This is a genomic window from Streptomyces sirii, assembly GCF_045690365.1.
Classification (GTDB): domain Bacteria; phylum Actinomycetota; class Actinomycetes; order Streptomycetales; family Streptomycetaceae; genus Streptomyces; species Streptomyces sirii.
The window spans coordinates 7,837,118-7,862,649 of record NZ_CP147982.1; the positions used below are offsets into that span (position 1 = coordinate 7,837,118).

The following is a 25,532-nucleotide window of genomic DNA, read 5'->3' on the forward strand; positions in this document are numbered from 1 at the left end:
GTCGGGATGTCAAGGACCGTGATCGTCTTCGGCGCCAAGGGGTTCATCGGAAGGTGCGTGACCGCGGCGCTCACCGCGGACGGGTGGTGCTGCATAGGGGTGGACCGGCACGGGCGGGCGACCGGCGGTGCCGGGGACGTCGGCGGCCCCTACTACTCGGGGAACGACTGGTCGTCCGCCGCGCTGTCCCGCTTCCTGCGGGCCTGCGGTCCCGCCGTGATCGTCAACGCCGTGGGTGCCTCCTGGTCCACCGATCCCTCGGTGGTACGTCGGGACAACGTCGTGTGGCCGTGCCGCCTCGCGGAAGCGTGCGAACTGTCCGGGACGACGGAGTCGATCCTGCACCTCGGGTCGTCGCACGAATACCGGGACACCGCTCCGGGTGTCCCGGTGAGCGAGGCGAGCGTCCTGGCGCCCGTGACGGAGTACGGGAAGTCCAAGGTCAGGGGCGCCTCCTACCTGGTGCGCGCGGCCCACCGGATGAACAGGCCGGTGACGCTGATCCGCGCCTTCAACGTGATCGGACCGGGGCACGGCACGCAGGGGGTCTGGGCCGCCGCCGCCGGGCTGTACCGGGCCGCGGTGGAGGCGGGCTCGGACCAGGTGGTGGCCAACGTTCCGCTGCCGGAGACGGCGCGGGATCTGATCGACGTCCGGGACGTGGCCGGTCTGGTGAGCCTGGCCGCTCGCCGTCCGGGACCGGCGGTGGCCGCCTACAACGCGGCATCGGGGACCGCGACGAGCATCGGACGGCTCTTCGAGGCCTTCGCCGAGCAGACCGGGATTCCCTGTCGGCTCGCGCGGAGTCCCGACGGTCTGCGCACGGGATCGACGTGGCAGTGCGCCGATGTCTCACGTGCGGCAACACATCTCGGCTGGATGCGGCGGTTCACCCTGACCGACTCCATAAGCGCGGCCCTCGCGCTCGACGCGGCGACGCCGGCCGCGCTCGGCTGATCAGGCCCGTACCAGGGCAATTCCATGGAACCGGGGAGATCCATGCACAGCAATACCTCCATTCTGGCCGCACACCTTGCGGACCGGGGCGGCTGGAGCGATACGGCCGCCGTCATAGACGAACAGACGGGTGACATCCATCGGCACGGGGACGTGCACGCTCGTGCCCGGAGTCTCGCCGGCGAATTTCTCGACCGTGGGATCGGTGCAGGTGATCACGTCGGGTTCCTGGTGGGCGACCGGCCCGCATGGATGCCCGCCTTCCTCGCCCTGCATGCCATCGGTGCCGTTCCGCTGGTCGTGAATCCGGACCTGGGCGAGCGCGTGCAGTCGAGGATGCTGGGAATTCTGCCCACCAAGTTCGTGCTCTCGTATCGAGAGCACGGGCTGCACATCGAGCGCCGCAGCCCGCGACTCCCGGTCGGTCCGGACGATGACGGGGACGGGTCGGCGGCTTCGCGCTACTACCTGTACAGCTCGGGCACGACCGGGATTCCCAAGGCCGTGGCACATACGAGTGCCGACCTGCCCTTCTTCCACGCTGCGGTCGGCGGCGCGCACGGCTTGGACATTCGGGCGACCGACACCATCGTCTCGCTCTCGCAATACTATTTCACCTACGGGTTCAACAACCAGTTCGTCTACCCGCTGTTCAGTGGCGCCTCGGTCGTGCTGAGCCGGCAGCGCAGGAACGAAGAGAAATTCGTCGACGCCTTGCATCGGCATGGCGCCACCCTGGCGTTCTCCGTTCCGTCGGCGCTCGCCAAGCTCGCCGACCACATCGAGAGTGCGGCCGTCGAACGTCCGGCGGGGTTGCGGGCGATCGTCTCCGCGGGCGAACCCCTTCCCGACGCCGTCGCCGCTCGCCTGGAGGACCGCTGGCAGGTCCGGGTTCTGAATCAGATCGGCTCCACGGAAGTGGGCAACGCCTTCTGCGCGAACGGAGTGACGCGCCGGGCCGCGGGCACCGCCGGTTTCGTCTGCCCCGGCTACGACGTGGAACTGCGCAGCGACCCCGATCTCCCGCTTCCGGCGGCCGGATCGGAACACAAGCTCGGCGAGGTGTGGGTGTCGGGGCCGACGATCCCGCGCCATGCGGTGACCGCGGACGGGACGAAAGAGCTGCTGGTCGACGGCTGGCTGGAGACGAAGGACTACGGGTACTGGGCCGACAACGGCGGACTCGTGGTCGTCGGCCGCACCGACGACTTCCTGCACGCCGGCGGCATCTCCATGTCGGCGGTGGAGATCGAAGCGGCCATCAGGAGCTGTGCGGGCGTCGAGGACTGCGCCGTATTCGCACCCCTGGTCGACGGTGTTTCCACGCTCTGTGCGCTCGTGGTCCTCGCTCCGTCGGCCGGCGATCCGGACGAATCCTTCGACGCGCTCCGGACGCACCTTCGCCGGCAGCTGGAACCTTTTCGAGTCCCGAAGCGATGGGAGCCGGTGGCGGAGATCCCGCGAACCGGCAGCGGCAAGATCATGAGGCACCAGCTGAGTTCTGTGCTCGGCGGCGAAAAACCTGGAATGGTTCGATGACCCGTATCCTTCTCGTCGATAACTACGATTCCTTCACCTACAACATCTGGATGTATCTGAGCGAGCTCCCGGATGTCGAATGCGTGGTCGTCAAGAACGACGACCCGATATCGTCGATATCCCTGGAGGAGTTCGACGGCATAGTGATCTCGCCGGGGCCGGGCAGCCCCGATGTACCCGCCGATGTGGGAATCTCCCGCACGCTCGTGACATCGGTGGACCTGCCGATCCTCGGTGTCTGCCTGGGACATCAGCTCATCGGCAGTGTCCACGGGGCGAAGGTCGGGCCGGCACCGAAGATCATGCACGGGAGGACGTCCCGGATCCGCCACAGCGGTGACCGTCTGTTCCGCGGTATGGCCGAGGAGTTCACCGCGGTCCGGTACCACTCCCTGGCCCTGTCGGGCATCGAGGAGCCGCTGCAGGTCATCGCCGAGGACGAGGACGGTGTCGCCATGGCGATCCGTCACCGCGACCTGCCGGTATGGGGTGTTCAGTTCCATCCGGAGTCGATTCTCAGCGACGACGGAAGGGCTCTCCTGCGCAACTTCGCCGAGATCGTGGCGGAGAGCAGGAGCACCTCGCGCGACCGCGACCTCCGCGACGGTGCGATCGACTGCACGTGGGTGTGCGTGGACGGAGAGGTCGACTGCCGGGCGCTGTACGAAGCGTTCTGCGGCGCGTCGACGGAGAGCTTCTGGCTCGACAGTTCCGCCACCGGCCAGGCGCGGTTCTCCATCATCGGCGGGCTGCCGGACGCCCGGTCGACGACGGCGAGTTACCGCGTGGCCGATGGACGTACCACGGTGACGGAGCCCGACGGTTCGGTGCGGTACGTCGACGCCGACATCTTCACCTTCCTCAAGGGCCGGCAGCGCATCGTCACCGTGGACGGGGAAGAGCTGCTGCCCTTCGAGTTCCGCCCCGGCTTCGTCGGCTATTTCGGATATGAGCTGCGAGCGGACACCGAGAAGATGGCCGTTTCCCGGCATTCGCGGCTGCCCGACGCCCGCTTCCTGCTCACCGATCGCTATGTGGTCGTCGACCATCGCGAGAACAGGGTCTATCTGCTGTTCGCGTCCGGCCCCGGTCTCGGGGAACGCGCCGATGCGCAGGCGTGGTTCGAGGCCGCGTTCCGCACGGTGGCACATGCGAGGGTGGCGCCTCCTCGCGACCGGGAACCGACGCCCCGCGCGAAGCCGGGCGAGGTCGTCTTCCGGGACAGCAAAGAGGAGTACCTGGCGAAGATCCTCAAGTGCCAGGACTATCTCAGCGTCGGCGAATCCTATGAACTCTGCCTCACCAACTCCGCCTCGATAGCCGGTGAGTTCGATGCCGTCGAGACCTACACCCGGCTGCGCGCCGCCAGCCCGGTTCCCTACGGAGCGCTCCTGCGGACACCCGAATTCTCCGTGCTGTCCGCCTCGCCCGAGAGGTTTATGACCATCGACGGCGACCGGTTCGTGCGGGTGAGTCCCATCAAGGGCACGCGCCGGCGTGGCGCCACCGAGAACGAGGACGCGGCGCTGAAGCAGGAGCTCGCGAGCGACGAGAAGGAGCTCGCCGAGAATCTCATGATCGTCGACCTGATGCGCAATGATCTCAGCCGCGTCTCCGAGGTCGGATCCGTGCGTCCCGTCGAGTTGTTCGGGGTCCACACCTTCGCATCGGTCCACCAGATGGTGAGCACCATCGAGTCGAAGCTCCGGAAGGACGTCGCGGCGGTCGACTGCATCCGCAGGGCGTTTCCGCCCGGCTCGATGACCGGTGCGCCGAAGCTGCGCAGCATGGAGATCCTGGCCGCACTGGAAGAGGAGCCGAGAGGCATCTACTCCGGCGTGCTCGGATGGGTGTCGCTCGACGGGCGCGCCGACCTGAGCGTGGTGATCAGGACCCTCGTCCTGGAGAAGGACTCCGCGTCGTTCGGAGTCGGGGGCGCCATCACCTTGCTGTCGGACCCGGAAGCGGAGTACGCCGAAACGCTGGTGAAGGCGAACGCCCCGAAATCCGCTTTCGGGGACCTCGATTGATCGAGCACGTCCGAGACAGCACAGCTGAACAATCAGGAGGCACTGTGTCCGCCGGCAGCGACAAAGAAGAAATTCTGGAGCTCACCCGCACATACCATCAATCCGGTGCCGCGGAGGATTTCGTTCCCGGTGTCACGCCCATCTGGCCTTCCGGCGCGGCCCTCGACGAGGACGACCGCGTCGCCCTGGTGGCCGCGGCGCTGGACATGCGCATCGCCGCCGGTGTCACCGCGAGGAAGTTCGAGCGGGGCCTGGCGCAGTACTTCGGACTGCGGAAGGCGCATCTGACGAACTCGGGATCTTCCGCCAACCTCCTGGCCGTGTCGGCGCTGTCCTCACGGCAGCTCGGCGAGCGGCGGCTGCGCCCCGGGGACGAGGTCATCACGGTGGCCGCGGGATTTCCGACCACGGTGAACCCGATCGTGCAAAACGGCCTGGTCCCGGTGTTCGTCGACGTCGAACTCGGCACGTACAACACCACGGTCGAGCGGGTGGCGGCGGCCGTCTCGCCCCGTACCCGGGCGATCGCGATGGCCCATACGCTGGGCAATCCGTACCAGGTCGCGGAGGTGGCCGCACTCGCCGAGGAGCACGACCTCTACCTGATCGAGGACAACTGCGACGCCGTCGGCTCGACGTATCAGGGCCGGTTCACCGGTACCTTCGGCCACTTCGCCACGGTCAGCTTCTACCCCGCCCACCACATCACCACGGGGGAGGGCGGCTGTGTGCTCACCAACGATCTCAAACTGGCACGGCTCGTGGAGCAGCTGCGCGACTGGGGTCGGGACTGCTGGTGCGAGCCCGGCCAGGACAACACCTGTTTCAAGCGATTCGACTACCAGCTCGGAACCCTCCCGCACGGCTACGACCACAAATACATTTTCTCCGAAATCGGCTACAACCTGAAGACGACCGATCTGCAGGCCGCGCTCGGCCTCAGCCAGCTCGGCAAGTTGTCGGAATTCGGAGAGGTCCGGCGCCGCAATTGGAGTCACCTGCGAAAGGCGCTGGACGGGCTGCCCGGCCTGCTGCTGCCCGAGGCGACCCCGGGAAGCGATCCCAGCTGGTTCGGTTTCGTGCTGACCGTGCTGCCGGACGCGCCGTTCAGCAGGCAGGAGTTGGTGGCCTTCCTGGAGGAGCGGCACATCGGGACCCGGCGGCTGTTCGGTGGCAACCTCACCCGTCATCCCGCGTACATCGGGCGTGACTATCGGATCTCCGGTGAGCTGACCAACACCGACGTCATTACCGAGCACACCTTCTGGGTGGGGGTCTATCCCGGTCTGAGTATCGAGAAGATCGATTATGTGGCGGAGAGCATCACCGAGTTCGTGCGGGGTCGCAGCGGCGAGGTGGCGTGAAACCCAAGCATCTACTATCACACCCGTGATAAGATCACGTCCGTGGGATATATCGACGTCAACTCTGTTTCTTACGGACTGCCGGACGGCCGGGTGCTGCTGGATGAGATCTCGTTGCGGGTCGGTGAGGGGGCGAAAGCCGCGCTGATCGGCGCCAACGGGTCCGGCAAGACCACGCTGCTGCGGATGATCGCCGGCGATCTGGCACCTCACGGCGGAGCGGTGAACCGGAGCGGAAGCCTCGGTGTCATGCGACAGTTCACCGCCCGCAAGGGTGACCAAGTGCGCGATCTGCTCTTATCGGTGGCGGACCCGCGCATCCGGCGCGCGGCGGCGACCGTGGACAAGGCGGAAGCGGCCATGCAGGCGAGCGGGGACACCGCGGCGCAGATGGCGTACGCGAACGCGTTGGCCGAATGGGGCGATGCCGGCGGCTACGACGCCGAGGTGCTGTGGGACGTGTGCACCACGGAGGCCCTCGGCATGCCCTTCGACCGGTGCCAACGGCGTGCCGTGGACACGCTGTCGGGCGGCGAGCAGAAGCGGCTGGTGCTCGAGGCGTTGCTGCGCGGCACCGACCAGGTGCTCCTGCTCGACGAGCCGGACAACTTCCTCGACGTTCCCGGCAAGCGATGGCTCGAGAACCGTCTGCTCGACACTCCGAAGACCGTTCTCTACATCAGTCACGACCGCGAGCTGCTCGCCCGCACGGCGCAGAGCATCGTCACGATCGAGCTCGGTGCGGCGGGCAACACCGCCTGGGTGCACCCCGGCGGTTTCGACACCTACCACCAGGCCCGCGTCGAGCGGTTCGAGCGCTTCGACGAGCTGCGCAACCGCTGGGACGAAGAGCGCGCCAAGCTGAAGGCCCTGTTGCAGATGTACAAGCAGAAGGCCTCCTACAACTCGGACATGGCCTCGCGGTACCGCGCCGCCCAGACCCGGCTCGACCGGTTCGAGAAGGCCGGGCCGCCCCCCGCGCAGCCACGCGAGCAGCATCTGTCGATGCGGCTGCGCGGCGGGCGTACCGGCAAGCGGGCCGTGGTCTGCGAAGGTCTCGAACTCACCGGCCTGATGAAGCCGTTCGACCTTGAGGTCTGGTTCGACGACCGGGTCGCCGTGCTCGGTTCCAATGGCTCGGGCAAGTCGCACTTCCTGCGGCTGCTCGCCGCCGGCGGCAGCGCCCCCGAGCCCGAACACGAGCCGGTGGGTGACCTGCCGGTCGAGCCCGTGTCGCACACGGGGGTGGGGCGTCTGGGCGCGAGGGTGCGCCCGGGGTGGTTCGCGCAGGTGCACGGGCGGCCCGACCTCGCCGGCCGCACGCTCGTGTCGATCCTGCACCGCGGCGACGAGCGCCGGGAGGGGCTGCCGCGCGAGGAGGCCTCCCGGGTGCTGGCTCGCTACGAGTTGGCGGGCGCGGCGGAGCAGACCTTCGACTCCCTGTCCGGGGGGCAGCAGGCGCGATTCCAGATCCTCCTGCTCGAACTCGGCGGCACGACACTGCTGTTGCTCGACGAGCCCACCGACAACCTCGACCTGGTCTCCGCCGAGGCGCTGCAGCATGCCCTCCGCGGCTTCGAAGGGACCGTGCTCGCGGTCACCCACGACCGCTGGTTCGCCCGGGACTTCGACCGGTTCCTGGTCTTCGGTTCCGACGGCACCGTCTACGAGTCGCCCGAGCCGGTGTGGGACGAGAAGCGCGTGGCCCGGCGCCGGGGGTGAGCGCCTGTCCGGCGGCGTCCGCCCGCTCCCCTGGTGAGGCCGGCGGGGACAGCGGGCGGCAACTCCCGTACAGTACCCAGTTGTTCGACCGGTGGCCGGTCCTGGTCGGTCCGCCGGTCGCGTGGCTCGACCACTCGGGCCGTAGGTCGCTCCTGCCCGCTCCCGAGGTCTCGACGAACTCCCGATCGGGTGGGGAAACGGACCTCGCTCGGGGCGAGCTCGAGCTCTGCCCGCAGTTCCTGTCATCCCGTATCGAGTTCTGTGATTCCGTATCAGAGCTCAGGTGGGGCCCGATCAGGGGTTATACGCTGCCTGCCGAATTGGCGGCACGTATCTGCTCCCCGTCGTTGTCACACCTGTGATACTGTTTGGAAATGCCATCTCGGATTGACCTCGAACAGCGTCGCAAGGATGTTATCGAGGCGGCTTTTCGCCTCTTGGTCACCGAAGGCCTGAGCGGCTTGTCGCTGCGGAAGGTCGCCGCCGAATCCGGGTTGAACATCGGTTCGGTGCGCCACTACTTCGACGATCACCGCAATCTTCTCGTGGCGGCCGTGACCGAGGTCGGCAATCGCATGGGGAAAAGGCTCACCCGCTATCCGACAGACGCATTGGTCGGACTCGCGGGCGAACCCGCCGTGGATGCCCTGCAGTCGCGGCTGGAGGAGCTGCTGCCGATCGATGAGGAGCGCCGCGTCGAGTCGATCGTGCTGACGGAATTCATCGTCGCCGCTCGGGTGAATCCGATTTTTCGCCCGGTGACCGAGCAGATGGCCGCCGACATGCGCCAGGTCATCACGGATGCCCTGCACGTTCTCGACGTGCCCGATCCGGCTGAGGAAGCCGAACGACTCATCGCGGTCCTGGGTGGTCTGGTCCTGGATTCGGTGACCCCGCACGGATCGCTCAGCGTCGAACGCCTACGCGCGACGCTGCGGGCGCACCTGCGATCGGTCCTGGTGGCCGCCCCCGGTGCCGACGCCGCACCGACCGACGACTGACCTGATATCTGCGCATCAGGCACGGTCGAAGTCTTTAAGGAGATCAGTTGTGCCCGCGTGGCTGTTTGCGCTGCTCGCTGCGGCTTTTGTCCTGTATACCGACGATTATGTGATCGCCGGAGTCCTTCCGGAGATCGCGCGAGACCTGGACGTCAGTGAGGCGCACGCCGGCCAACTGGTGACCGTCTTCTCCCTCACCGTCGCCGTGGCCGCGCCGATCGCCGGAGTCACTCTGGCACGGGTGTCCCGCCGGTACCTGTTCACCGCCGCGTTCGTCGTCTTCATCGCGGCGAACCTGGTGGCGGCCACGACGACCGGCTTCGGGCTTCTGGTGGCCCTGCGGATCGTGGCCGCGCTCGCGGCGGCGGCCTCGACTCCGGCGGTGTTCGCCTTCGCCGCCGAGCGCGCTCCGGAAGGCCACATCGGACGGTATGTCGCCGTCGTGGCCCTCGGCGTCACCGGCTCGATCGCGGCCGGAGTTCCGATCGGCACCTGGATCGGCGGCCACTACGGCTGGCGGGCAACCTTCGTCTCCATGGCGGTGAGCGGGGTGTTGGCACTGGCCTTCCTGCTCGCGACCCTGCCGCGCGAGGGCGACAAGGCCGGCGAAGTGCCGGGTATCCGGGAGCAATTGCGCGCCCTCGCCAGTGCGCCGGTATCGCTCGGGCTGCTGGCGAACTGCGCGCTCATGACCGGTTCGATGATGATGCTCACGTATATGGCGCCCTATCTCGCCGCGGTGAGCGAGGCCAGCGTGGATCAGCGGGCACTCGCGTTCAGCCTGTCGGGGTTCGCCGGCATCGTCTGTATCTGGGCCGGCGGGAAGGCCACCGACCGATGGGGCCCGGACCGCGCCCTGGTCACCGGAATCGGCATCTTCACCGGAATCATGGCGGTCCTCGGGCTGATCTGGCTCGTTCGTCCCGTGCCCTTCTCCGTCCTCGTCGTGGTGGGCACGATCTGGGGCGGCATGGCCTTCTGGAATTCCCCGGCCATTCAGGCACGCCTGTATCTGCTCGCCGGACCGGTCGCCGCTCAGGCATTGGCGCTCAACACGTCGAGCACCTATCTCGGAGTCTCGCTGGGCGGGGCCATCGGCGGCCTGACCCTCGGCAGCCTGGGTGCCGGACTGCTGCCGGCGGTCGCGGCCGTACTCGGACTGAGCGCACTGGCGTTGCTGGGCCTCGCCATCGGAGCCTCGAAGAAGACGGCGATCGGCGCGGAAGCGGTGGCCGAGCACTGAATCCCCGCAGGGCCGAATGTTCCCGCAAGAGCGAAGGATGGAGTTGCCATGACGAAGTTCATCTTGTTCGGACCCGCCGACGCAGCGGTGGATTTCCGCGGCTACGAACCGATGCTGCGGAGCTCGACGGTCGCGCAGTCGGTCTATCGCGAGTTCGCCGAAGCGGTCGACGTTCCGGTGGACCGCCTGATCGACGGAGAGGCGTCGCACGTCCATCCGGTGCTGCTGCGCTGGATCCGGCAGATGGCCGCCATGCTCGGCGTGGGGCGGATCCTGGAGCAGCAGCACGGTGCGGCTTCCGGGTACGGCGGAATCTCGTTAGGTGAGCTCGCCGCCCTGCGCGCCTCCGGAGCGGCCTCGACCGAAATGGTGGTCCGCTTCCTTCGGGAGAGGCACCTTCAGGACACCGGCCGGGACGAGGCCATAGGTTTTGCGTTCGTGCCCGCGCCGGTCGACTGGCGCTATTACGAGCAGCCGGAGCGGATGACGGTCTCCTGCGACTTCGGTTCGGTCCTCGGCGGTGCCGGCCGCATGATCATGGTGTCCGGCCTGCGTTCGGCGCTCGAATCGGCGCGTAGCGACGGCCCCGCGGATCTGCAGGTCGTGGAGCGGTCCCTCGCCCATCAGGCCTATCACTCGCCCTTCCGCGAGCCCAGTCGTCAGCGGCTTGAATCGCTGCTGAAGGAGAACGCGCTCGGCCACCCGGAAGCTCCGGTGGTCACTGCGGTTCCGGGCATGTACACACTGTCCTCCGCCGCGGAGGCGGCGAAGGCCCTCGTGGCGAGTGAAACCCAATCCCTCGATGTTCCGGGCCTGGTGGCGGCGCTACGGCAGTTCGCACCCGACAAGGTGTATGTGGTCAGTTCCTTCCTGCGCCAATTGGAGATTGATTTCCATGCGGCGACCGAATATGTTGACGATTCCTGGCTGAAGCGGAACTTCGGCTAGTTCCACCGGTGTGAACAGCCGCACCCCGGACTGTGGTGATCTGCGGCAATCGCCGGTACAGCCCGTAACGGGCTCCGCTCGGAACCTCTTTGTGGCCGAGATGATCCCAGTAATGGATTCCAGGCCTTATTCGGCGCGACCTGCACCGCGCGATCGCACTTAAGGAATCTCCTGTGCTTGAATCTGGGCAAATACCAAACCCTACGACCAGGTCCATCGCCGCGCTGGGCTGGGATGCGCTGACGAGAAACGATCCGGATCTCGGGGCGCTCCTCGATGCCGAGGCGCGTTACCAGACCGCGAGCCTGTCGATGGTCGCCTCGGCCAGCGTGGCTCCGCCATCCGTGCTCTGCGCGAATGGCACGGTCCTGTCGAACGTCACCGCCGAGGGCTATCCGGGCGCGCGCTACCATCCGGGCGCCGCGCACTTCGACGAAATCGAGACGCTGGCCGTCGAACGTGCCAAGCGCGTCTTCGGCGCCCAGTTCGCGAACGTCCAGCCGCACTCCTGCTCATCGGCCAACCTGGCGGTCATGGGGGCGCTGTTGCCCCGTGGCGGCAGAATTCTCGCGCTGGATCTCGATTCCGGCGGACATCTGACGCACGGCGCCGGCGCGTCGGTCAGCGGCAAGTACTACGACGTGGCCCACTACGGCGTCGCACGCGACGGGAACCTCGACTACGGCACGATCCTCGACCGCGCGCTCGCACACCGCCCGGACGTCATCATCGCGGGAGCGAGCGCCTACCCGCGGTGGCTGGACTTCCCCCGGTTCAGGGCCATTGCGGATCGTGTCGGTGCCTATCTGCTCGCCGACATCTCCCATATCGCCGGCCTGGTCGCCGCGGGGCTGCATCCGAGTCCGATCGACTACGCCCACATCACAACGACCAGTACCTACAAGCAACTTGCGGGCCCCAGAGGCGGCCTGATCCTGCTCGGCAAGGACCATCGCCGGACCGCGCCGGACGGACGCACCGAGCTGTGGAAGCAGATGCAGCGCGCGGTGTTCCCCGGGTTCCAGGGCACGCCGGACCCGTCCTCGATCGCGGCCAAGGCGCGCGCCCTGGCCATCGCGTCGAGCGGCGCCTTCCAGTCCACGATGAAACGCGTCGTGGACAACGCGAAGGCGCTGTCGGACGAACTCGTGACCCTCGGGTACGACGTCCTGACCGGCGGCACGGACAACCACATGGTTCTGGTCGACGTCCGGGCCGCCGGGCTCACCGGCATCGTGGCGGAACGGGCACTCGAGCAATGCGGAATCCTGGTCAACAGAAACAAGATCCCTGGAGATCCGCATCCGCCCACGGTGGGAGGCGGCCTGCGCTTCGGCACCAATATCCTCGCGCAGCGTGGAATGGGACCCTTCGAGGTTCGTGCCTGCGCGGGAATCGTCCATGACGTGCTCTCCGGAATCAGAGTCCGGGATGCCGGTCATTACGAACTGGACGGCGCACTGCGTGATGCGGCGCGCGACCGTGTGAACGCCCTCTGCGCGCGCTTCCCGCTGCGGTTCGATGACGAGTAGACGGCCCGGCCCGATCGGAAGGTTGCACAGGGCATGACTTTCGCCGATTCCACATCTCAGTCGGTCTCCCACTCCTTTCCTTCGGGGCCGGGATGCCGTTCGACACAGAACCGGGGACGGCCGGGCGAGCGCCTGGCGCGATCCCTTGATGTCGTGTTGCCGCCGGAGGGCGGGGAGCTTTCCCGCGCCTCGGTCCTGACGGTGGCGATGGCCGCTCTTGTCCATCGGTACACCGCCCTCGACCGGGTCTCCATCGACGTACTCGACGGCCGGGACACTCTCTCCGTCGCCCTCGCCGAGGAGTCGAGCACCATCGATCTCGTAGCAGGGCTGAGTACCGCACCGCGATCGGATCGCGAACCCGGCCCCTTCGCCCTCTCGTTCACCGGCGATTCCGGCAGTGCGGACACCTCGGCCGCACGTGAGCTGGTCCTCCACGCGGACCCGGAGGGGGCGAGGGTGACGCTCAGTTTCGATGCCGCCGAATTCGACGACGCCTACGCCGACCGGGTCGCCGGCCACTACAAGGCCCTCCTGGACCACATGGTGCGCACCCCGCACGCTCCCGTCGCACGGCTGAACATCCTGACGGCCCGGGAAACCGACACCATGCTCCGCGCATGGAACGACACGGACACGCGTCTCACCGAGGACATCTGCCTCCACCAGGCGTTCGAGGCCCGGGCCGCGGAGGCTCCCGATGCGGTGGCAGCCGTCTTCGGAGCCGAATCGTGGTCGTTCGGCACGGTGAACCGACGGGCCAACGAAATGGCCCACCGACTGATCGAACTCGGAGTCGGACCGGATGTCAGGGTGGGGATCCACCTCGAAAAGACCCCTGATCTCCTGATAGCGATCCTGGGCGTACTGAAGGCCGGAGGGGCGTATGTACCCCTGGATCCGCGATACCCGCGGGACCGCCTCGAGACGATGGTCCGCGGCACCGGCTGCGCGGTGATGATCAGCAGCCGGGAACTCGACCGGACCCTTTCCGCACGGGTGCGCCACCAGCTGTTGGTCGACGAACCCGAAAGCCGGCCCGACGCGCCCGCTGAGAATCCCGTCACCGAGGTACGCCCGGACAGCCTCTGCTACGTCATCCACACATCGGGTTCCACCGGAACGCCCAAGCCGATCGCCTTGTGCCACCGCGGCGTGCTCAACAATCTCGCGGATCTCAACACGAGATACGGGGTGGGACCCGACGACGCGGTTCTCGCGCTGTCCTCGCCGAGTTTCGACATGTCGGTGTACGAGTTCCTCGGTATCACCATCGCCGGCGGCACGGTCGTCATCCCGGACGCGGAGGCCGGATACCACCCGGCTTCGTGGTGGGAGCTCGTCGACCGGTACCACGTCACGGTGTGGAACACGGCGCCGCCGCTGATCGAGCTGTTCCTGGACTTCGTCGAGACCGGCGGCGACCCTCGTCCGCTTCCGCTGAAACTCTGCATGACCGGCGGGGACTGGGTGCCGGCGACGATGCCGGCACGCTTTCGGAAGGTCGCTCCCCGCCTCAGGTTCGTGGCGCTGGGCGGTGCGACGGAAGCCTCCATCCACTCGACCGCCTACGAGTGGGACGCGTCCGAGGAGTGGAGCGGCGGCCACCTCCCTTACGGCCGGCCCCTGGCCAACCAGCGGACGTACCTCCTCGACGAGCGGATGATGCCGGTGCCGGTCGGTGTCCCCGGAGAGCTCTATCTCGCCGGGGTCGGCCTGGCCCGTGGGTACCTCGACCGTCCGCAGGAGACGAGCGAGCGGTTCGTCCAGTGGACCTGTGGCGACCATCCCACGGAACGCCTGTACCGCACGGGTGACATGGCGAGGTTCTGGCCCGACGGACTGATCGAGATCCTCGGGCGGCAGGACTTCCAGGTCAAGATCAACGGGATCAGGGTGGAACTGGGCGAGATCGAATCCGTTCTGGCCGCACACCCCGGGGTCAAGCGTGCGGTGGTCGTCTCCCGTACGGCTCCGGACGGGCATGTGACGCTGGTCGCGTATGTGACCGGCGAGCGCGGCGGAACGCTGGACTACGCGTCACTGTTCGACGCGCTGCACGCACGGCTCCCGAAACACATGGTCCCCTCGTCGATCGAGATCGTGGACGCGCTTCCCCTGAACAAGAACGGCAAGGTGGACCGGCGCGCGCTGAGTTCACCGACGCACGAGAGCGCCACCACCCCGCCCGCGCCGCAGGGGGCCCCGGAGCGGGCCGGGGACTGGTATCGCGCCGTGCTCGATGCGTGGTGTGACGTCCTGGGCGTCGAGCACCTGGACGGCCACGACAACTTCTTCGAGATCGGCGGCGATTCCATGAAGGCGATCAGAAGCATGGTGCGCATCGACCGACGGCTGCGCGTCTCCGACATCTACGAGCATCCGACCGTGACCGCCCTGGCGGATCACCTGACCGACCGTTACGGCGAGCAACCGGGATCCTAGCCCCAGATCGTCCGACCCTTCGGAGTGACCATGTCCGTCTATCTCGTGACCGGCGCCGCGGGTTTCATCGGCGCGAACTATGTGCAGCACCTGCTGAAGTGGGAGTCGTCGGATGTCGAAGTGATCACGGTGGACTATCTGGGATTCGCCGGTAATCAGGCGAACTTGGACCCCGTTTCCGACCGCGTGGTGTTCGAGAAGGCCGACATCGCCGACCTCGACACCATGGAAGAGATCTACCGCCGATACCGGCCGGACTACGTCGTGAACTTCGCGGCGGAGTCACACAACGACCGTGCGATCCTGGGGCCGAGCGCGTTCATGCGGTCCAACGCGCTCGGGGCGCAGGTGATGGCCGAGTGCAGCCGGCTGGTGCCGGTGCGGTCCCATGTCCATGTGTCGACGATCGAGGTGTACGGCGAACTTCCCCCCGGGGACCAGTGGTTCACCGAGCGCTCCCCGCTGAACGCGAAGACGCCGTACAGCGCGGCCAAGGCCGCCGGGGACCAGATCGTACGCGCCTACATGCAGACCTATCCGGAGCTGAACATCCGGATGACGCACTGCGCCAACAACTACGGCCCGTACCAGTTGCCGGAGAAGCTGATCCCGCTGGCGGTGACGAACCTCCTGCGCGGCCGGAAGGTGCCGGTCTACGGCGACGGGCTGCAGAGCCGCGACTGGCTGCATGTGGCCGATCACTGCGCCGCGGTGCACCGGGTGCTGCACGCCGATCTGGGACCGGTCCCGCCGCGGGCGGCCACGGAACCGGAACTGCTGCCGATCTTCGACGTATCCGCCCGCTGCGAGGTCACCAACCTGGACATCGCCCGCCGGGTCGTCACAGCGCTCGGCCTGGACCCGGCGGAGTGGATCGAGCACATCCCGGACCGTCCCAACCACGACCGCCGGTACCTGATCGACCCGGAGAAGATCGAGACGCAGCTGGGCTGGCGGCCGGAGCACGACTTCGACGCCGGCATGGCCGAGACGGTCGACTGGTACGTGCAGCACCGCGCCTGGTGGGAGCGGATCCTCGAAGAAAAGGGTGAACTCGGCTTCGACTGGGGCGCGGTGGGCCCGGGGACCACCGCACCCCGGTAGCCGGAGTCGCCGCAGGGGAGAGCCGAAGGGGGGAGTGGCCTGTGCCCGGCCGTAATTCGTTTGACCGGACCGGGCCACGGGTCAACGCTGCACTGTGGCAGGACACCCTGAATCTTGATGCCGGTATCCCGGGGAGGCAGCGGCAGCAATGGAGATCCGTTCCACGACCGACAAGGATCTCGACGTCTTCGTCGACACGCTTCATGCCGCGTTCGGGCGCTTCCCGGAAACCCCGACCGAGGGTGGCGGCGGGGTGTGGTGGGCGGCGCTCGAAATGGACCGCGGACTGCTCGCCCTGACGGCGGACGGGCGGCCCGTCGGCACGGCCGGTGCGTACTCCTTCGAGCTCACCCTGCCCGGTGAGGCCCTCGTCCCGGCCGCAGGGGTGACCGCCGTCGGTGTCCTGCCCTCGCACCGACGCCAGGGCGTGCTCGGCGCGATGATGCGGCATCAGCTCACCGAGCTGCGGACCCGAGGAGAACTCCTCTCCGTACTGCTGGCCTCCGAGGCCCCGATCTACGGCAGGTTCGGCTACGGACCGGCGACCTACACACAGCGGCTGACCGTGCCGCGCCGCCAGGCCGCCTTCGCCCCGCCCCGGTCCCACGGAACGGCCGGCGCCCCGCCGACCGGATCGGACACCGGCTCGGTCGAGCTGCTGCGGCGTGCCGAGTGCGGCGAGATCCTGGAAGAGGTCTACGACCGCTACCGCCGCGCACAGCCCGGCGCGCTGTCCCGCCCGCACCGCTGGTGGGCCTTGGGCGCGGGGCAGCCCCCGGTCTCTCCTGCGCCGCGCTACGTCGCCGTCCACCGTGACGCCGACGGCGTCCCGGACGGGTACGCCGGCTACTCGGTCGAGTCCGGCACCCTGACGGTCGACGAGACCATCGCCACCGACGACGCCGTCTTCACGGCCCTGGCCCGGTTCGTGCTCGGCCACGACCTGGTCACCCAGGTCGTGTTCAAGCACGTCCCGCCCGAGCACCCGCTCCGCTGGCAGCTTGCGGACTTCCGCGCCGGCCAGGTGAGCGAGGACACCGACTGGCTCTGGGTGCGGCTGCTGGACATCCCGCGTGCGCTGACCGCCCGCGGCTGGTCCAAGGACGGCGAGCTCGTCCTCGACGTAGACGACCCGTTCCTCGGCGAACACGACCGCTACCTGCTGACCGTCCGGGACGGCAAGGCCGACTGCGTCCCGACGGACCGGGAGCCCGACCTGTCCCTGGACGTGAGCGACCTGGGCTCGGTCTACCTCGGCGGCACCGCCCCGAGCACACTCATACGCGCCGGACACATCCGAGCCCACCACCCGGCCGCGGCCCCCCTCGCCGACGCCCTCTTCCGCACCGACCGCTCCCCGCACTGCCTGCACTGGTTCTGACCGCGCGCTCGCCGACGCGGCACGGTCATCCGGCGCCCGCAAGGAGGTGGCCGACGTCGTGCCGGCGACCGGGCAGACTGCACGCTGACAAGGCCTACGACTACGACCACCCGCGCCGATGGCTTCGAAGAGGACGCATCCGCCACCGGATCACCCTCCGTGGGATCGACCGCTGGGCCGCCCCCCGCCGCGGCCGCACCTACCTATCCCGCCACATCGCACACCCCCTCCCCAGCGCCGAACACCCCCGTGCCGCGCGCCCCTGTGCCCGCTCAGGCCCACCGCGCGCCACGAGCTGCGCCGCACGAGGGGATCCGACGAAACAGAGGTTTCTGGTCAGATTTGCCTTGCAAGTGTCCGGGTGTGTCTCTCATGTGCGATATCTTCTACGGCGTTCCCTCGTGACGGTACGTCGGATGCGACGACGGCACGACGCCGGGAGGGCGGTACACACGCCCCCCGCGGAACGAACCACGAGAACCGGTACGTGACACACGGGCGCCGCTCTGCGCCCTCGTCGCCGCTTCGCCGTGCCGGCAGACCCGTACAGCCACCGTCCGTATACCTAGGCAAAGGCCGCATGCCCGTTCATCCGTTGTCGAACCTCGTACGTCATGCCCGCCAGCACTCTCCCTTCTACTCCGACCTCTACGCGGCGCTCCCGCCGACCGTGAGCGAGCTCACCGCGCTGCCCGTCGTGGACCAGGACTCCTTCTGGGCGGCCAACACCGTCCAGGACAACCGCGTCCTGACCGGCCCGTTGGCGGAGGCGGTCGTCTACAAGACCGGCGGTACCACCGGCGCGCCGAAGTTCTCGTACTACAGCCGTGAGGAGTGGCGGGAGTTCGCCACCGCCTTCGGCCAGGGCCTCGTGGACGCCGGACTGCGTCCGGGCCACCGGGTGGCGGACCTGTTCTACGCCGGCGATCTGTATGCCAGCTTTCTCTTCGTCCTGGACTCTCTGGCCCACGCCCCGGTCGCCAACGTCCGCCTCCCCATCGGCGGGGCCGCTCCCCTGGAGACCACCGCCCCCGCGCTGGAGGACTTCCGGGCGCAGGTGGTGGCGGGCACGCCGACCACGTTGTGCCGGCTCGCCGCGCATCTGCTGGCCACGGGTCGTCAGTTGCCCGCGGTGGAGCTGCTGTTCTTCGGCGGCGAGCCGCTGTTCGCCGACCAGCGGCCGCTGCTGGCCGCCGCGTTCCCCCACGCCGAACCGCGTTCGCTGGGTTATGCGAGCGTCGACGCCGGCCTCCTCGGCCGTCCCGTCCCCGGGCCGGACCCGCGCGTACATCGCACCTTCACCCCGCACACCGCCCTGGAGATCCTCGACGAGACGACCGGGGAGCCCATTCGGGAAGCCGGCCGGCCGGGGCGCGTCGTGGTGACCCAGCTCTACCGCCGCCTCATGCCCGTCCTGCGCTATCCCGCCGGAGACCGCGCCGAGTGGACGGACCCCGAGGCCGGATGCTTCCGCATCCTGGGTCGGGCCGACGAGGGGGTGCGCGTGGGACCCGTGTCGCTGTCCGCGCAGGACGCGCAGGACGCCGTCGCCACGGCGGATTCCGGCGGGCGCATCGTGGGCACCCAGCTCGTGGTGCGGCGCTGGGAGGGCCGCGACGGGCTCGTGCTACGCCTGGCCACGGCGCCGGGCGACGACGGCCAGGGGCTTACGGCCCTGGGCGGTACGGTCGTCGACGGGCTGAACCGGGCCCGGCCGCTGTATCCGGAGAGCGTGGCCGCCGGGCACGTCCACCCGCTCACCGTCGAGTGGGCGCGCCACGCCGACCTGGTGGTCAATCCCCGCTCGGGCAAGCTGGTCCGCGTGGTCGACGAGAGGCCGACCGCATGACCGCCACCACCCTGAGGCCGCGGCGCAGGCTGCCGCTCGTCCTGCGCAACCGTGCCTTCGGCGCGGTCTGGCTGGGTCAGGTGCTGACCCAGGCCGCGGTACGCATGTTCCAGGTCGGTGTGTCGTGGTGGCTGGTGGCGTACGCGGTCGACGCCGGACGGGGGCTGGCGTCGGGCCTGTTCATGGCCGTCAGCACACTGCCGGCCGTGGCGCTGGCGCCCGTGGTCGCCCGGGCCGTGTCCCGTCTCGCGCACCGGTCGGTGCTCCGCACGGCCGCGGCGACGGCCGGTGCCGCCGTCCTGCTGCTGGCCCTGGTGGCGTACGGCAGCGCGCCGCCGACGGTGGCCGCCTACGCGGCGACGCTGGTGCTGGCCTCGTGCCAGGCGTTCTTCGACCCCTGCCTCACCACCTCCGTTCCCGAACTCGTCGACGACGAGGACATCGAGGCCGCCACCGGTTTCGAGCTGTCGACGCAGTCGCTGGCGAGCCTGGGCGGTGCGCTGCTGGGCGCGCTGGTCGTGGACGCGGCCGGTGTGGCCGGGTTGGCCGCCGGCTGTGCGGCCGCCTACCTGGCCGCCGCGCTCCTCGTCACGACGGTCCGCTTCCGCCCGGCCGTCGCGCAGGAGCCGCAGGACGGCGCGGAGTCCGGGCTCGGCACGGCGCGCGGGTTGCGCGAGGTGCTCGCCGGGCTGCCGGCCATCCGGAAGATCCTGGTCTGCTTCACCGCCGCCAACCTGTTCACCACGGCGGTCTTCGTGGTCATCCCGCTCTACACCAAGTCGGAGCTCGGTGACGGCGGTTCGACCGTGGCGTTGCTGGAAGCGGGCCTGGGCACGGGTACGCTGCTCGGCTCGATCACCGGCGCCCGGGTGCCCGGCCGGCCCACGCGCCTGGGGGCCTGTCTGCTGGCCGTGATGGCCGCGGCCTTCACCGTGGCGTACCTGGTGGCCGGGCGGTTGGTCCTGGCGGGCTGCCTGGTGGTGGCCGGCTGGTGCGTGGGCGTCATCGGCGTGCGCTTCGTGGCACTGTTCCAGCGGCTCGTCCCGCCCGCGGACAAGCCCGGCTTCTTCGCCGTCATGCAGGCCGTGCTCGGTGCGTCCTTCCCCGCCGCCTCGCTGCTGTTCGGCGTGCTCGGCGACCACCTTCCGGCGCGGACGCTGTGCCTGATCCAGGCCGCGGGGCTGGTGCCGGCGGCGATCGCGCTGGCGCTGCTGCGCGGACCCGGCGCGGACGACCGGGAGCGCGGGCAGGCCGGCGTGAACCGGCAGCCCCACCCGTCCGATCCGTCCCCCGAGTTCGTGGCCACCGGAGGAGAGCGATGACCGCCGCGATCGACCCGGCGTCGCCGGCCGACATCGCCGAGCTGCGCCAGCTCTACTACGCCGTCTACGGGCCGCACTACCCCGGTGCTCTGGGCACCGACCCCGCCGAGATGTCGCGGCTCATCGGCGACCCGGACACGCTCTGGCTGGTCGCGCGCTGCCCGGACACCGGCGTCCTCGTCGCGTCGGCCGCGATCCACGGCGAGCCGGGCGGCCGCGTGGGCCGGCTGGAGGGCCTGGCCGTGCACCCCGGTCACCGGGCCGGCGGGCTGGCCTCGGCCCTCACCGACGAGCTGTGCCGGCGCACGCTGGGGACCGGTCGCCTGGACTCGGTGTACGCCACCGTCCGTACCGTCGGCGCCGGTCCGCAACGTGTCGTCGCCCGCAACGGTTTCCGGCCGCTGGGCCTGCTGGCCAACGCCGTGGACCTCAGCACCCGTGAAAGCCTCGCGCTCTACGCGCGTCACTCCGCGGGCGTGCTCGACCGCCGTATCCCCGTCGCCGAGGTGCCGGCCCCGTTGGACCCCCTGCTCCGCGCCGCCGAACGCAGCCTGGGCGTCGACTACGGACGCACGCGCAGGACCGCACCGCGTCCCGTGCCGGCCCGCCCGGCAGCTCCGGTCGACCGGCTGGAGATGATCGAGGCACCCGGCTTCGTCCGCCGCCGCTTCCGCGACCGATTCCCCGGCGCCGAGCGCTGGTTCTACCCACTGCACCTGCCCAACACCCTGCTCGTGCCCGATGACGACGGTTTCGAGGTGTACGCGTACCTCAACCGGGCCGGACGCTATTGCTCCCTGGTCGCCGCGCATCCCGAACCGGAGGCGGCGGCGGCCTGGCTGGAACCCATCACGCGGGCCCTGACCAGGGCCGGTGCCGGTTACGTCGAGGCGCTGCTACCGCTGGCCCGGCACGACCTGCTGTCGACGTTCCTCGCACAGGGCTTCATCCCCGGCGCGCTCTATCCGGCGATGCGCCCCGAGACCGACGGCGACGGCCGCCACGACTACGTGGTGATGTCGCGGACCGCCGAACAGATCGATTTCCGCGGCGTGGTCGCCGACGGCCCCCTGCAGCCCTACCTGGACGCCTACTTGTCGACCTGGGCGTCGACCTACCTGCCCCCTTTCGAGGTTGCCTGATGACCGTGAGCAGTTTCCCCGTCGCCAACCCCCACCTCGCCCCCGTCGAGGTCCCCGACCCCGCCCTGCTGCCGCGGGTGCAGGAGCTGTGCGACCTCACCGATCCGTACACCTGCGGCCCCCGGCAGGAAGAGCTGTTCGCCGCGGCCATGGCGGAGATCAACGCATGGCACGCGGACCGCTCCCCGTTCTTCCGCTCGCTGGCCGAGCGAGCCGACCGGGGTGCAGCCGAGCCGTACGGCGCTCCGCCCGTGCACGCCAACTTCTTCAAGCGGCACGAGGTGCTCTCGATCCCCCGGGAGGAGGTGGAGTTGCACCTGACCTCCTCGGGCACCACCGGCCAGAAGTCGCAGATGTTCTTCGACCGTTGGACCATCCGCTCAGCCCAGCGCATGGTCGCCCGCATCTTCGAGCGCAACGGCTGGATCACTCCGGACCAGGAGGTCAACTACCTGCTCTACAGCTACGAGCCCGCGCCCGGCCTGAACCTGGGCACCGCCTTCACCGACAACTACCTGTGCGACTTCGCGCCCGCCCGGCAGGTGGAGTACGCGCTGCGGCACACCGGCAGCGGGCACGAGTTCGACCCGTTCGGCACCGTGGCGGCGCTGCGGCGGTTCGCCCAGGACGACGTGCCGGTGCGCATCCTGGGCTTTCCCGCCTTCCTCTGGTTCACCCTGGAGCGGATGCGGGCCATGGGGCTGCCGCCGCTCAGCCTGCCGGAGGGCTCCCTGATCGTCCTGGGCGGTGGCTGGAAGGGGCACACCGACCGGCAGATCGGCAAGGAGGAGCTGTACGCACGCGTCACCGAGCAGCTGGGTGTTCCGTCGGAACGGATCCGCGACACCTTCGGCTCGGTCGAGCACTGCGTTCCGTACATCGAATGCGACCACCACCGGCTGCACGCCCCCGTGTGGTCACGGGTGTTCGTCCGCTCGACACGCACGTTGGAGCCGCTGCCGCACGGCGAGCCGGGTTTTCTGCACCTGGTCTCCCCGTACATCACCTCCGTGCCCGCGCAGAGCGTCGTCATGGGGGACCTGGCGGCCCTGCAGCCGGGCCGGGAGTGCCCGTGCGACCTGGAGACGCCCTGGTTCACCGTCCTCGGCCGGGCCGGAGTGAGCCGCAACCGAAGCTGTGCGGTGGCCGCCGCAGAACTGATGAAGGGACTGTCGTGACGACACCGCCTGCGAGCACCACAGCCGATCTCCCCCACTACTGGCAGGGCGCGTTCATCGGCGACGAGGAGGCGGGCCGCCGCCTGGCGCACCTGGCCGACACCGCCCTGGCCGCTCTGGCCACCCCGCTCGACACCGCGGCCGTGCTGTCCGCGTGCGACGCGCTGGCCACCGCCCTGCGCGACCCCGCGCACCCGACGCGTCTGCGCCTGGCCGCCCGGCTGCCCGCCGGCGAGGACGAGGGTGTGCTCGCCGAACTGGGCCCGGCCCTCACCCGCGCCGAGCTGACCCGCAAACTCCGTCGCGAACTGGGCGGCACGGCGCCCCAGCGGCTGTCCCGGCCCGACGCGAAGGAGACCGTCTACGAGGCGTGGGCACCGGTGGGCCTGGTCGCCCACATCGCGCCCGGAAACGCCGCGACCGTCGCCCCGCTCAGCGTCGTCGAGGGCCTGCTCGCCGGCAACGTCAACGTGCTCAAGACCAGCTCCGGCGACCCGCTGTTCGCCCAGCACGTACTGGCCGAACTGGCCGCGCTGGACCCCACGGGAGCCATCTCCGAGCGCGTGATCGTCCTTCGCTTCTCCTCGTCGCGGCAGGACTGGCTGCGCATGATGTGCGCACCCGCGGACGCGGTCGCGGTGTGGGGCGGAGAGGCGGCCGTCGCGGGCGTCGCCGAGCACGTACCGCCCGGTTGCCGCCTGGTGGAGTGGGGCCACAAGATCTCCTTCGCCTATCTGGCGCGTGCCGCCTGGCACGACGAGCAGGTGCTCGCGGCACTGGCCGCCGACGTCTGCGCGTACGAGCAACAGGCGTGCTCCAGCCCGCAGGTGGTCTACCTCGACACCGAGGACGAGGAGGAGCTCTTCGCGTTCGCGGAGCGCTTCGCCGGCGTGCTGGCCGCGGCGCCCGCCCCGACCGCCGCCGAGGCGCCCGGCATTGCCGAGGACGCGGAGGTCACCACCACCGAGCTGATCGCCCGGCTGGAGGAACACCTCGGACTCACGCGCGTACACGCGGCGGCCGACGGCTCCTGGCGCGTGATCGCCGACACCCGGCCGGCGCTCACCGCGTCCCCGCTCCACCGGAGCATCTGGGTCAAGCCGCTGCCGCGCAAGCGCGCCTTGGCCGTGCTGCGGCCGATGCGCCGCTACCTCCAGACGGCCGGCGTGGCGGGCGGTCGCACCGACGTCGCCGAACTCTCCCACCTGGTGCTGGCCGCCGGCGCGACCCGGGTCACGCCACTGGGCGCGATGCCGTCGGGCTACTCCGGCGAACCGCACGACGGGGTGTACGCGCTGCAGCGCTACAGCCGCCGCGTGGCGGTGCAGGCCGACGAGCGGTTCGCCACCGTGGCCTGCCTCGACGATCTGGTACGCCCGGTGTCGCCGCCCGCGCAGCGCGGGCCGCTCCGCGACAAGGCCGCGGTGCAGGAACTGAACGACCAGGTCTCCCGGGCCGACGCCGAGCTGTACTTCCGCAGCGGCGGCAGCACCGGCACCCCCGCGCTCTCGTTGTTCACCTACGAGGACTACGACGCGCAGATGCACGCCGCCGCCCGCGGCCTGCTGGCCGCCGGCTACGACCCGCGCCGCGACCGGACCGCCAACCTCTTCTACTGCGGCGGCATGTACGGCGGGTTCATCAGCTTCTTCTCCATCCTGGAGCGGCTGGGCGGCGTGCAGATACCGCTGGCGGCCGGCCCCGACCACCTGGCGACGGCGCGGGCGCTGGTGGAGTGCGAGGTCGACACGCTGTTCGGCATGCCCTCGTACCTGTGGCAGCTGCTGCACGACCAGAGCGACCTGCTGCGCTCGTACGGTGGGATCCGCCGGATCTTCTACGGCGGCGAGCACTTCACCGCCGAGCAGCGACGGGTGCTCGTGGAGGACTTCGGCATCGAGACGGTCCGCTCGCTCACCTACGGCAGCACGGACCTGGGCCCGCTGGGCTACCAGTGCACCGAGAGCGCCGGGGGAGTGCACCACCTCCACGCCGATCTGCACACCCTGGAGATCCTCGACGTCGACGAGGACCGACCGGTGCCCCACGGCGACACCGGCCGGCTGGTGTTCGCCACGCGTGCGCGGCGGGGCCAGGACCTGGGCCGGTACGTCATCGGCGACCTCGGCCGAGCCGTCCCGGGCCCCTGTCCCTGCGGCAACCGCACCCCACGCTTCGAATTGCTGGGGCGGCTCGGGGAAGTGATGCGGGTGGCAACGCACTTCCTCAACTACCGCCGGTTCGTCACGCTCGCCGAGGAACTCCTGGACCATCGGGGCGGGACGCAGATCGTGCTCGCCCACGACGGGCTGCGGGAGCGACTCACCGTCCGCCTGGAGCGCGCCGGTGGCGAGCCGCGGGCCATCCGGGCGCGCGAGGTGTTCCTCGCGGGCTACCCCGAGCTGCGGACGGCCGTCGCCGAGGGGCTGCTGGAGCTGGCGGTGACGGAGGTGGACCGCGCCGGTCTCGAACGGGCCCCCGGCACCGGCAAGCTGCGAAGCGTGGTGGACACCCGTCAGCAGCCGACCACGGCTCCTGACTGATCGGCGCCGCCCCGTGCGCCATCCCCTGGGACGACCCACGGTGGAGGCCACCAGGTAACCGGTGGCCTCCACGGAATCGTCGGGTCAGCTCGTGTAGAAGCGCTTGACCGCCTTGAGGAATTCCTTGTCGCTCAGCTGCCCGTCGCCGTCGCCGTCGCTGTCGAGCGTCGTGAGGTAGGTCACCGCCTCGGCGGCGGGCATGTCCGACGTCCAGCTCCCCCTGAGGGGTGAT

At 69.5% G+C, this 25,532-nt stretch carries 17 protein-coding genes; all 17 read left to right on the forward strand.

The genetic code is table 11. The features are described from left to right. Positions 1–6 precede the first annotated feature (6 nt). The 17 genes from WAB15_RS34795 to WAB15_RS34875 all read left to right on the forward strand — a co-directional run bounded on the left by WAB15_RS34795 (position 7) and on the right by WAB15_RS34875 (position 25,300). Positions 7–957, forward strand: coding sequence for an NAD-dependent epimerase/dehydratase family protein (locus WAB15_RS34795; RefSeq protein ID WP_407288704.1), 951 nt, complete (start codon positions 7–9; stop codon positions 955–957). A 42-nt stretch (positions 958–999) separates the two neighbouring features. After that, positions 1,000–2,496, forward strand: coding sequence for a class I adenylate-forming enzyme family protein (locus WAB15_RS34800; protein WP_407288705.1), 1,497 nt, complete (start codon positions 1,000–1,002; stop codon positions 2,494–2,496). Continuing rightward, a complete protein-coding gene (pabB, locus tag WAB15_RS34805) occupies positions 2,493–4,526 on the forward strand; it encodes an aminodeoxychorismate synthase component I (protein WP_407288706.1) in 2,034 nt (677 codons plus the stop codon). The genes WAB15_RS34800 and pabB overlap by 4 nt, the downstream gene beginning before the upstream one ends. Before the next feature lie 44 nt (positions 4,527–4,570). Then, positions 4,571–5,890 (forward strand): lipopolysaccharide biosynthesis protein RfbH, encoded by a 1,320-nt coding sequence (gene rfbH / locus WAB15_RS34810; protein ID WP_407288707.1) that lies wholly within the window; start codon positions 4,571–4,573, stop codon positions 5,888–5,890. A 42-nt stretch (positions 5,891–5,932) separates the two neighbouring features. After that, positions 5,933–7,612, forward strand: a complete 1,680-nt coding sequence (locus WAB15_RS34815; protein WP_399145317.1) for an ATP-binding cassette domain-containing protein — start codon at positions 5,933–5,935, stop codon at positions 7,610–7,612. A 374-nt stretch (positions 7,613–7,986) separates the two neighbouring features. Next, positions 7,987–8,613: a TetR/AcrR family transcriptional regulator gene (locus WAB15_RS34820; protein ID WP_399145318.1), complete on the forward strand. Its 627-nt coding sequence runs from the start codon at positions 7,987–7,989 to the stop codon at positions 8,611–8,613. A 49-nt stretch (positions 8,614–8,662) separates the two neighbouring features. Beyond that, positions 8,663–9,856, forward strand: a complete 1,194-nt coding sequence (locus WAB15_RS34825) for an MFS transporter (protein WP_407288708.1) — start codon at positions 8,663–8,665, stop codon at positions 9,854–9,856. Positions 9,857–9,904: 48 nt separating this feature from the next. Then, entirely contained in the window at positions 9,905–10,804 is a 900-nt protein-coding gene (locus WAB15_RS34830) for a hypothetical protein (RefSeq protein ID WP_399145320.1), read from the forward strand. A 173-nt stretch (positions 10,805–10,977) separates the two neighbouring features. Beyond that, entirely contained in the window at positions 10,978–12,336 is a 1,359-nt protein-coding gene (glyA, locus tag WAB15_RS34835) for a serine hydroxymethyltransferase (protein ID WP_399145321.1), read from the forward strand. 153 nt (positions 12,337–12,489) lie between these two features. Beyond that, a complete protein-coding gene (locus tag WAB15_RS34840; RefSeq protein WP_407288709.1) occupies positions 12,490–14,781 on the forward strand; it encodes a non-ribosomal peptide synthetase in 2,292 nt (763 codons plus the stop codon). 30 nt (positions 14,782–14,811) lie between these two features. Beyond that, positions 14,812–15,885: a dTDP-glucose 4,6-dehydratase gene (locus WAB15_RS34845; protein WP_399145323.1), complete on the forward strand. Its 1,074-nt coding sequence runs from the start codon at positions 14,812–14,814 to the stop codon at positions 15,883–15,885. A 148-nt stretch (positions 15,886–16,033) separates the two neighbouring features. Next, a complete protein-coding gene (locus WAB15_RS34850) occupies positions 16,034–17,266 on the forward strand; it encodes a GNAT family N-acetyltransferase (protein WP_407288710.1) in 1,233 nt (410 codons plus the stop codon). 580 nt (positions 17,267–17,846) lie between these two features. Further along, positions 17,847–19,115: a phenylacetate--CoA ligase family protein gene (locus WAB15_RS34855; RefSeq protein ID WP_407288711.1), complete on the forward strand. Its 1,269-nt coding sequence runs from the start codon at positions 17,847–17,849 to the stop codon at positions 19,113–19,115. Then, positions 19,112–20,437 (forward strand): MFS transporter, encoded by a 1,326-nt coding sequence (locus WAB15_RS34860; RefSeq protein ID WP_407288712.1) that lies wholly within the window; start codon positions 19,112–19,114, stop codon positions 20,435–20,437. Before WAB15_RS34855 ends, WAB15_RS34860 begins: the two co-directional genes overlap by 4 nt. Next, positions 20,434–21,579 (forward strand): GNAT family N-acetyltransferase, encoded by a 1,146-nt coding sequence (locus tag WAB15_RS34865; RefSeq protein ID WP_407288713.1) that lies wholly within the window; start codon positions 20,434–20,436, stop codon positions 21,577–21,579. The genes WAB15_RS34860 and WAB15_RS34865 overlap by 4 nt, the downstream gene beginning before the upstream one ends. Then, complete coding sequence (locus WAB15_RS34870) at positions 21,579–22,757, forward strand: acyl-protein synthase (RefSeq protein ID WP_399145328.1); 1,179 nt, start codon at positions 21,579–21,581, stop codon at positions 22,755–22,757. Before WAB15_RS34865 ends, WAB15_RS34870 begins: the two co-directional genes overlap by 1 nt. After that, positions 22,754–25,300: an acyl-CoA reductase gene (locus WAB15_RS34875; protein WP_407288714.1), complete on the forward strand. Its 2,547-nt coding sequence runs from the start codon at positions 22,754–22,756 to the stop codon at positions 25,298–25,300. The genes WAB15_RS34870 and WAB15_RS34875 overlap by 4 nt, the downstream gene beginning before the upstream one ends. The last annotated feature ends 232 nt before the right edge of the window (positions 25,301–25,532 follow it).

What these genes read in the sequence shown, in the direction of transcription:
- WAB15_RS34795 (WP_407288704.1), top strand. Translation starts at nt 7, where the DNA reads ATGTCAAGGACCGTGATCGTCTTCGGCGCCAAGGGGTTCATCGGAAGG.
- WAB15_RS34800 (WP_407288705.1), top strand. Translation starts at nt 1,000, where the DNA reads ATGCACAGCAATACCTCCATTCTGGCCGCACACCTTGCGGACCGGGGC.
- pabB (WP_407288706.1), top strand. Translation starts at nt 2,493, where the DNA reads ATGACCCGTATCCTTCTCGTCGATAACTACGATTCCTTCACCTACAAC.
- WAB15_RS34820 (WP_399145318.1), top strand. Translation starts at nt 7,987, where the DNA reads ATGCCATCTCGGATTGACCTCGAACAGCGTCGCAAGGATGTTATCGAG.
- WAB15_RS34830 (WP_399145320.1), top strand. Translation starts at nt 9,905, where the DNA reads ATGACGAAGTTCATCTTGTTCGGACCCGCCGACGCAGCGGTGGATTTC.
- WAB15_RS34845 (WP_399145323.1), top strand. Translation starts at nt 14,812, where the DNA reads ATGTCCGTCTATCTCGTGACCGGCGCCGCGGGTTTCATCGGCGCGAAC.
- WAB15_RS34850 (WP_407288710.1), top strand. Translation starts at nt 16,034, where the DNA reads ATGGAGATCCGTTCCACGACCGACAAGGATCTCGACGTCTTCGTCGAC.
- WAB15_RS34855 (WP_407288711.1), top strand. Translation starts at nt 17,847, where the DNA reads ATGCCCGTTCATCCGTTGTCGAACCTCGTACGTCATGCCCGCCAGCAC.
- WAB15_RS34860 (WP_407288712.1), top strand. Translation starts at nt 19,112, where the DNA reads ATGACCGCCACCACCCTGAGGCCGCGGCGCAGGCTGCCGCTCGTCCTG.
- WAB15_RS34865 (WP_407288713.1), top strand. Translation starts at nt 20,434, where the DNA reads ATGACCGCCGCGATCGACCCGGCGTCGCCGGCCGACATCGCCGAGCTG.
- WAB15_RS34870 (WP_399145328.1), top strand. Translation starts at nt 21,579, where the DNA reads ATGACCGTGAGCAGTTTCCCCGTCGCCAACCCCCACCTCGCCCCCGTC.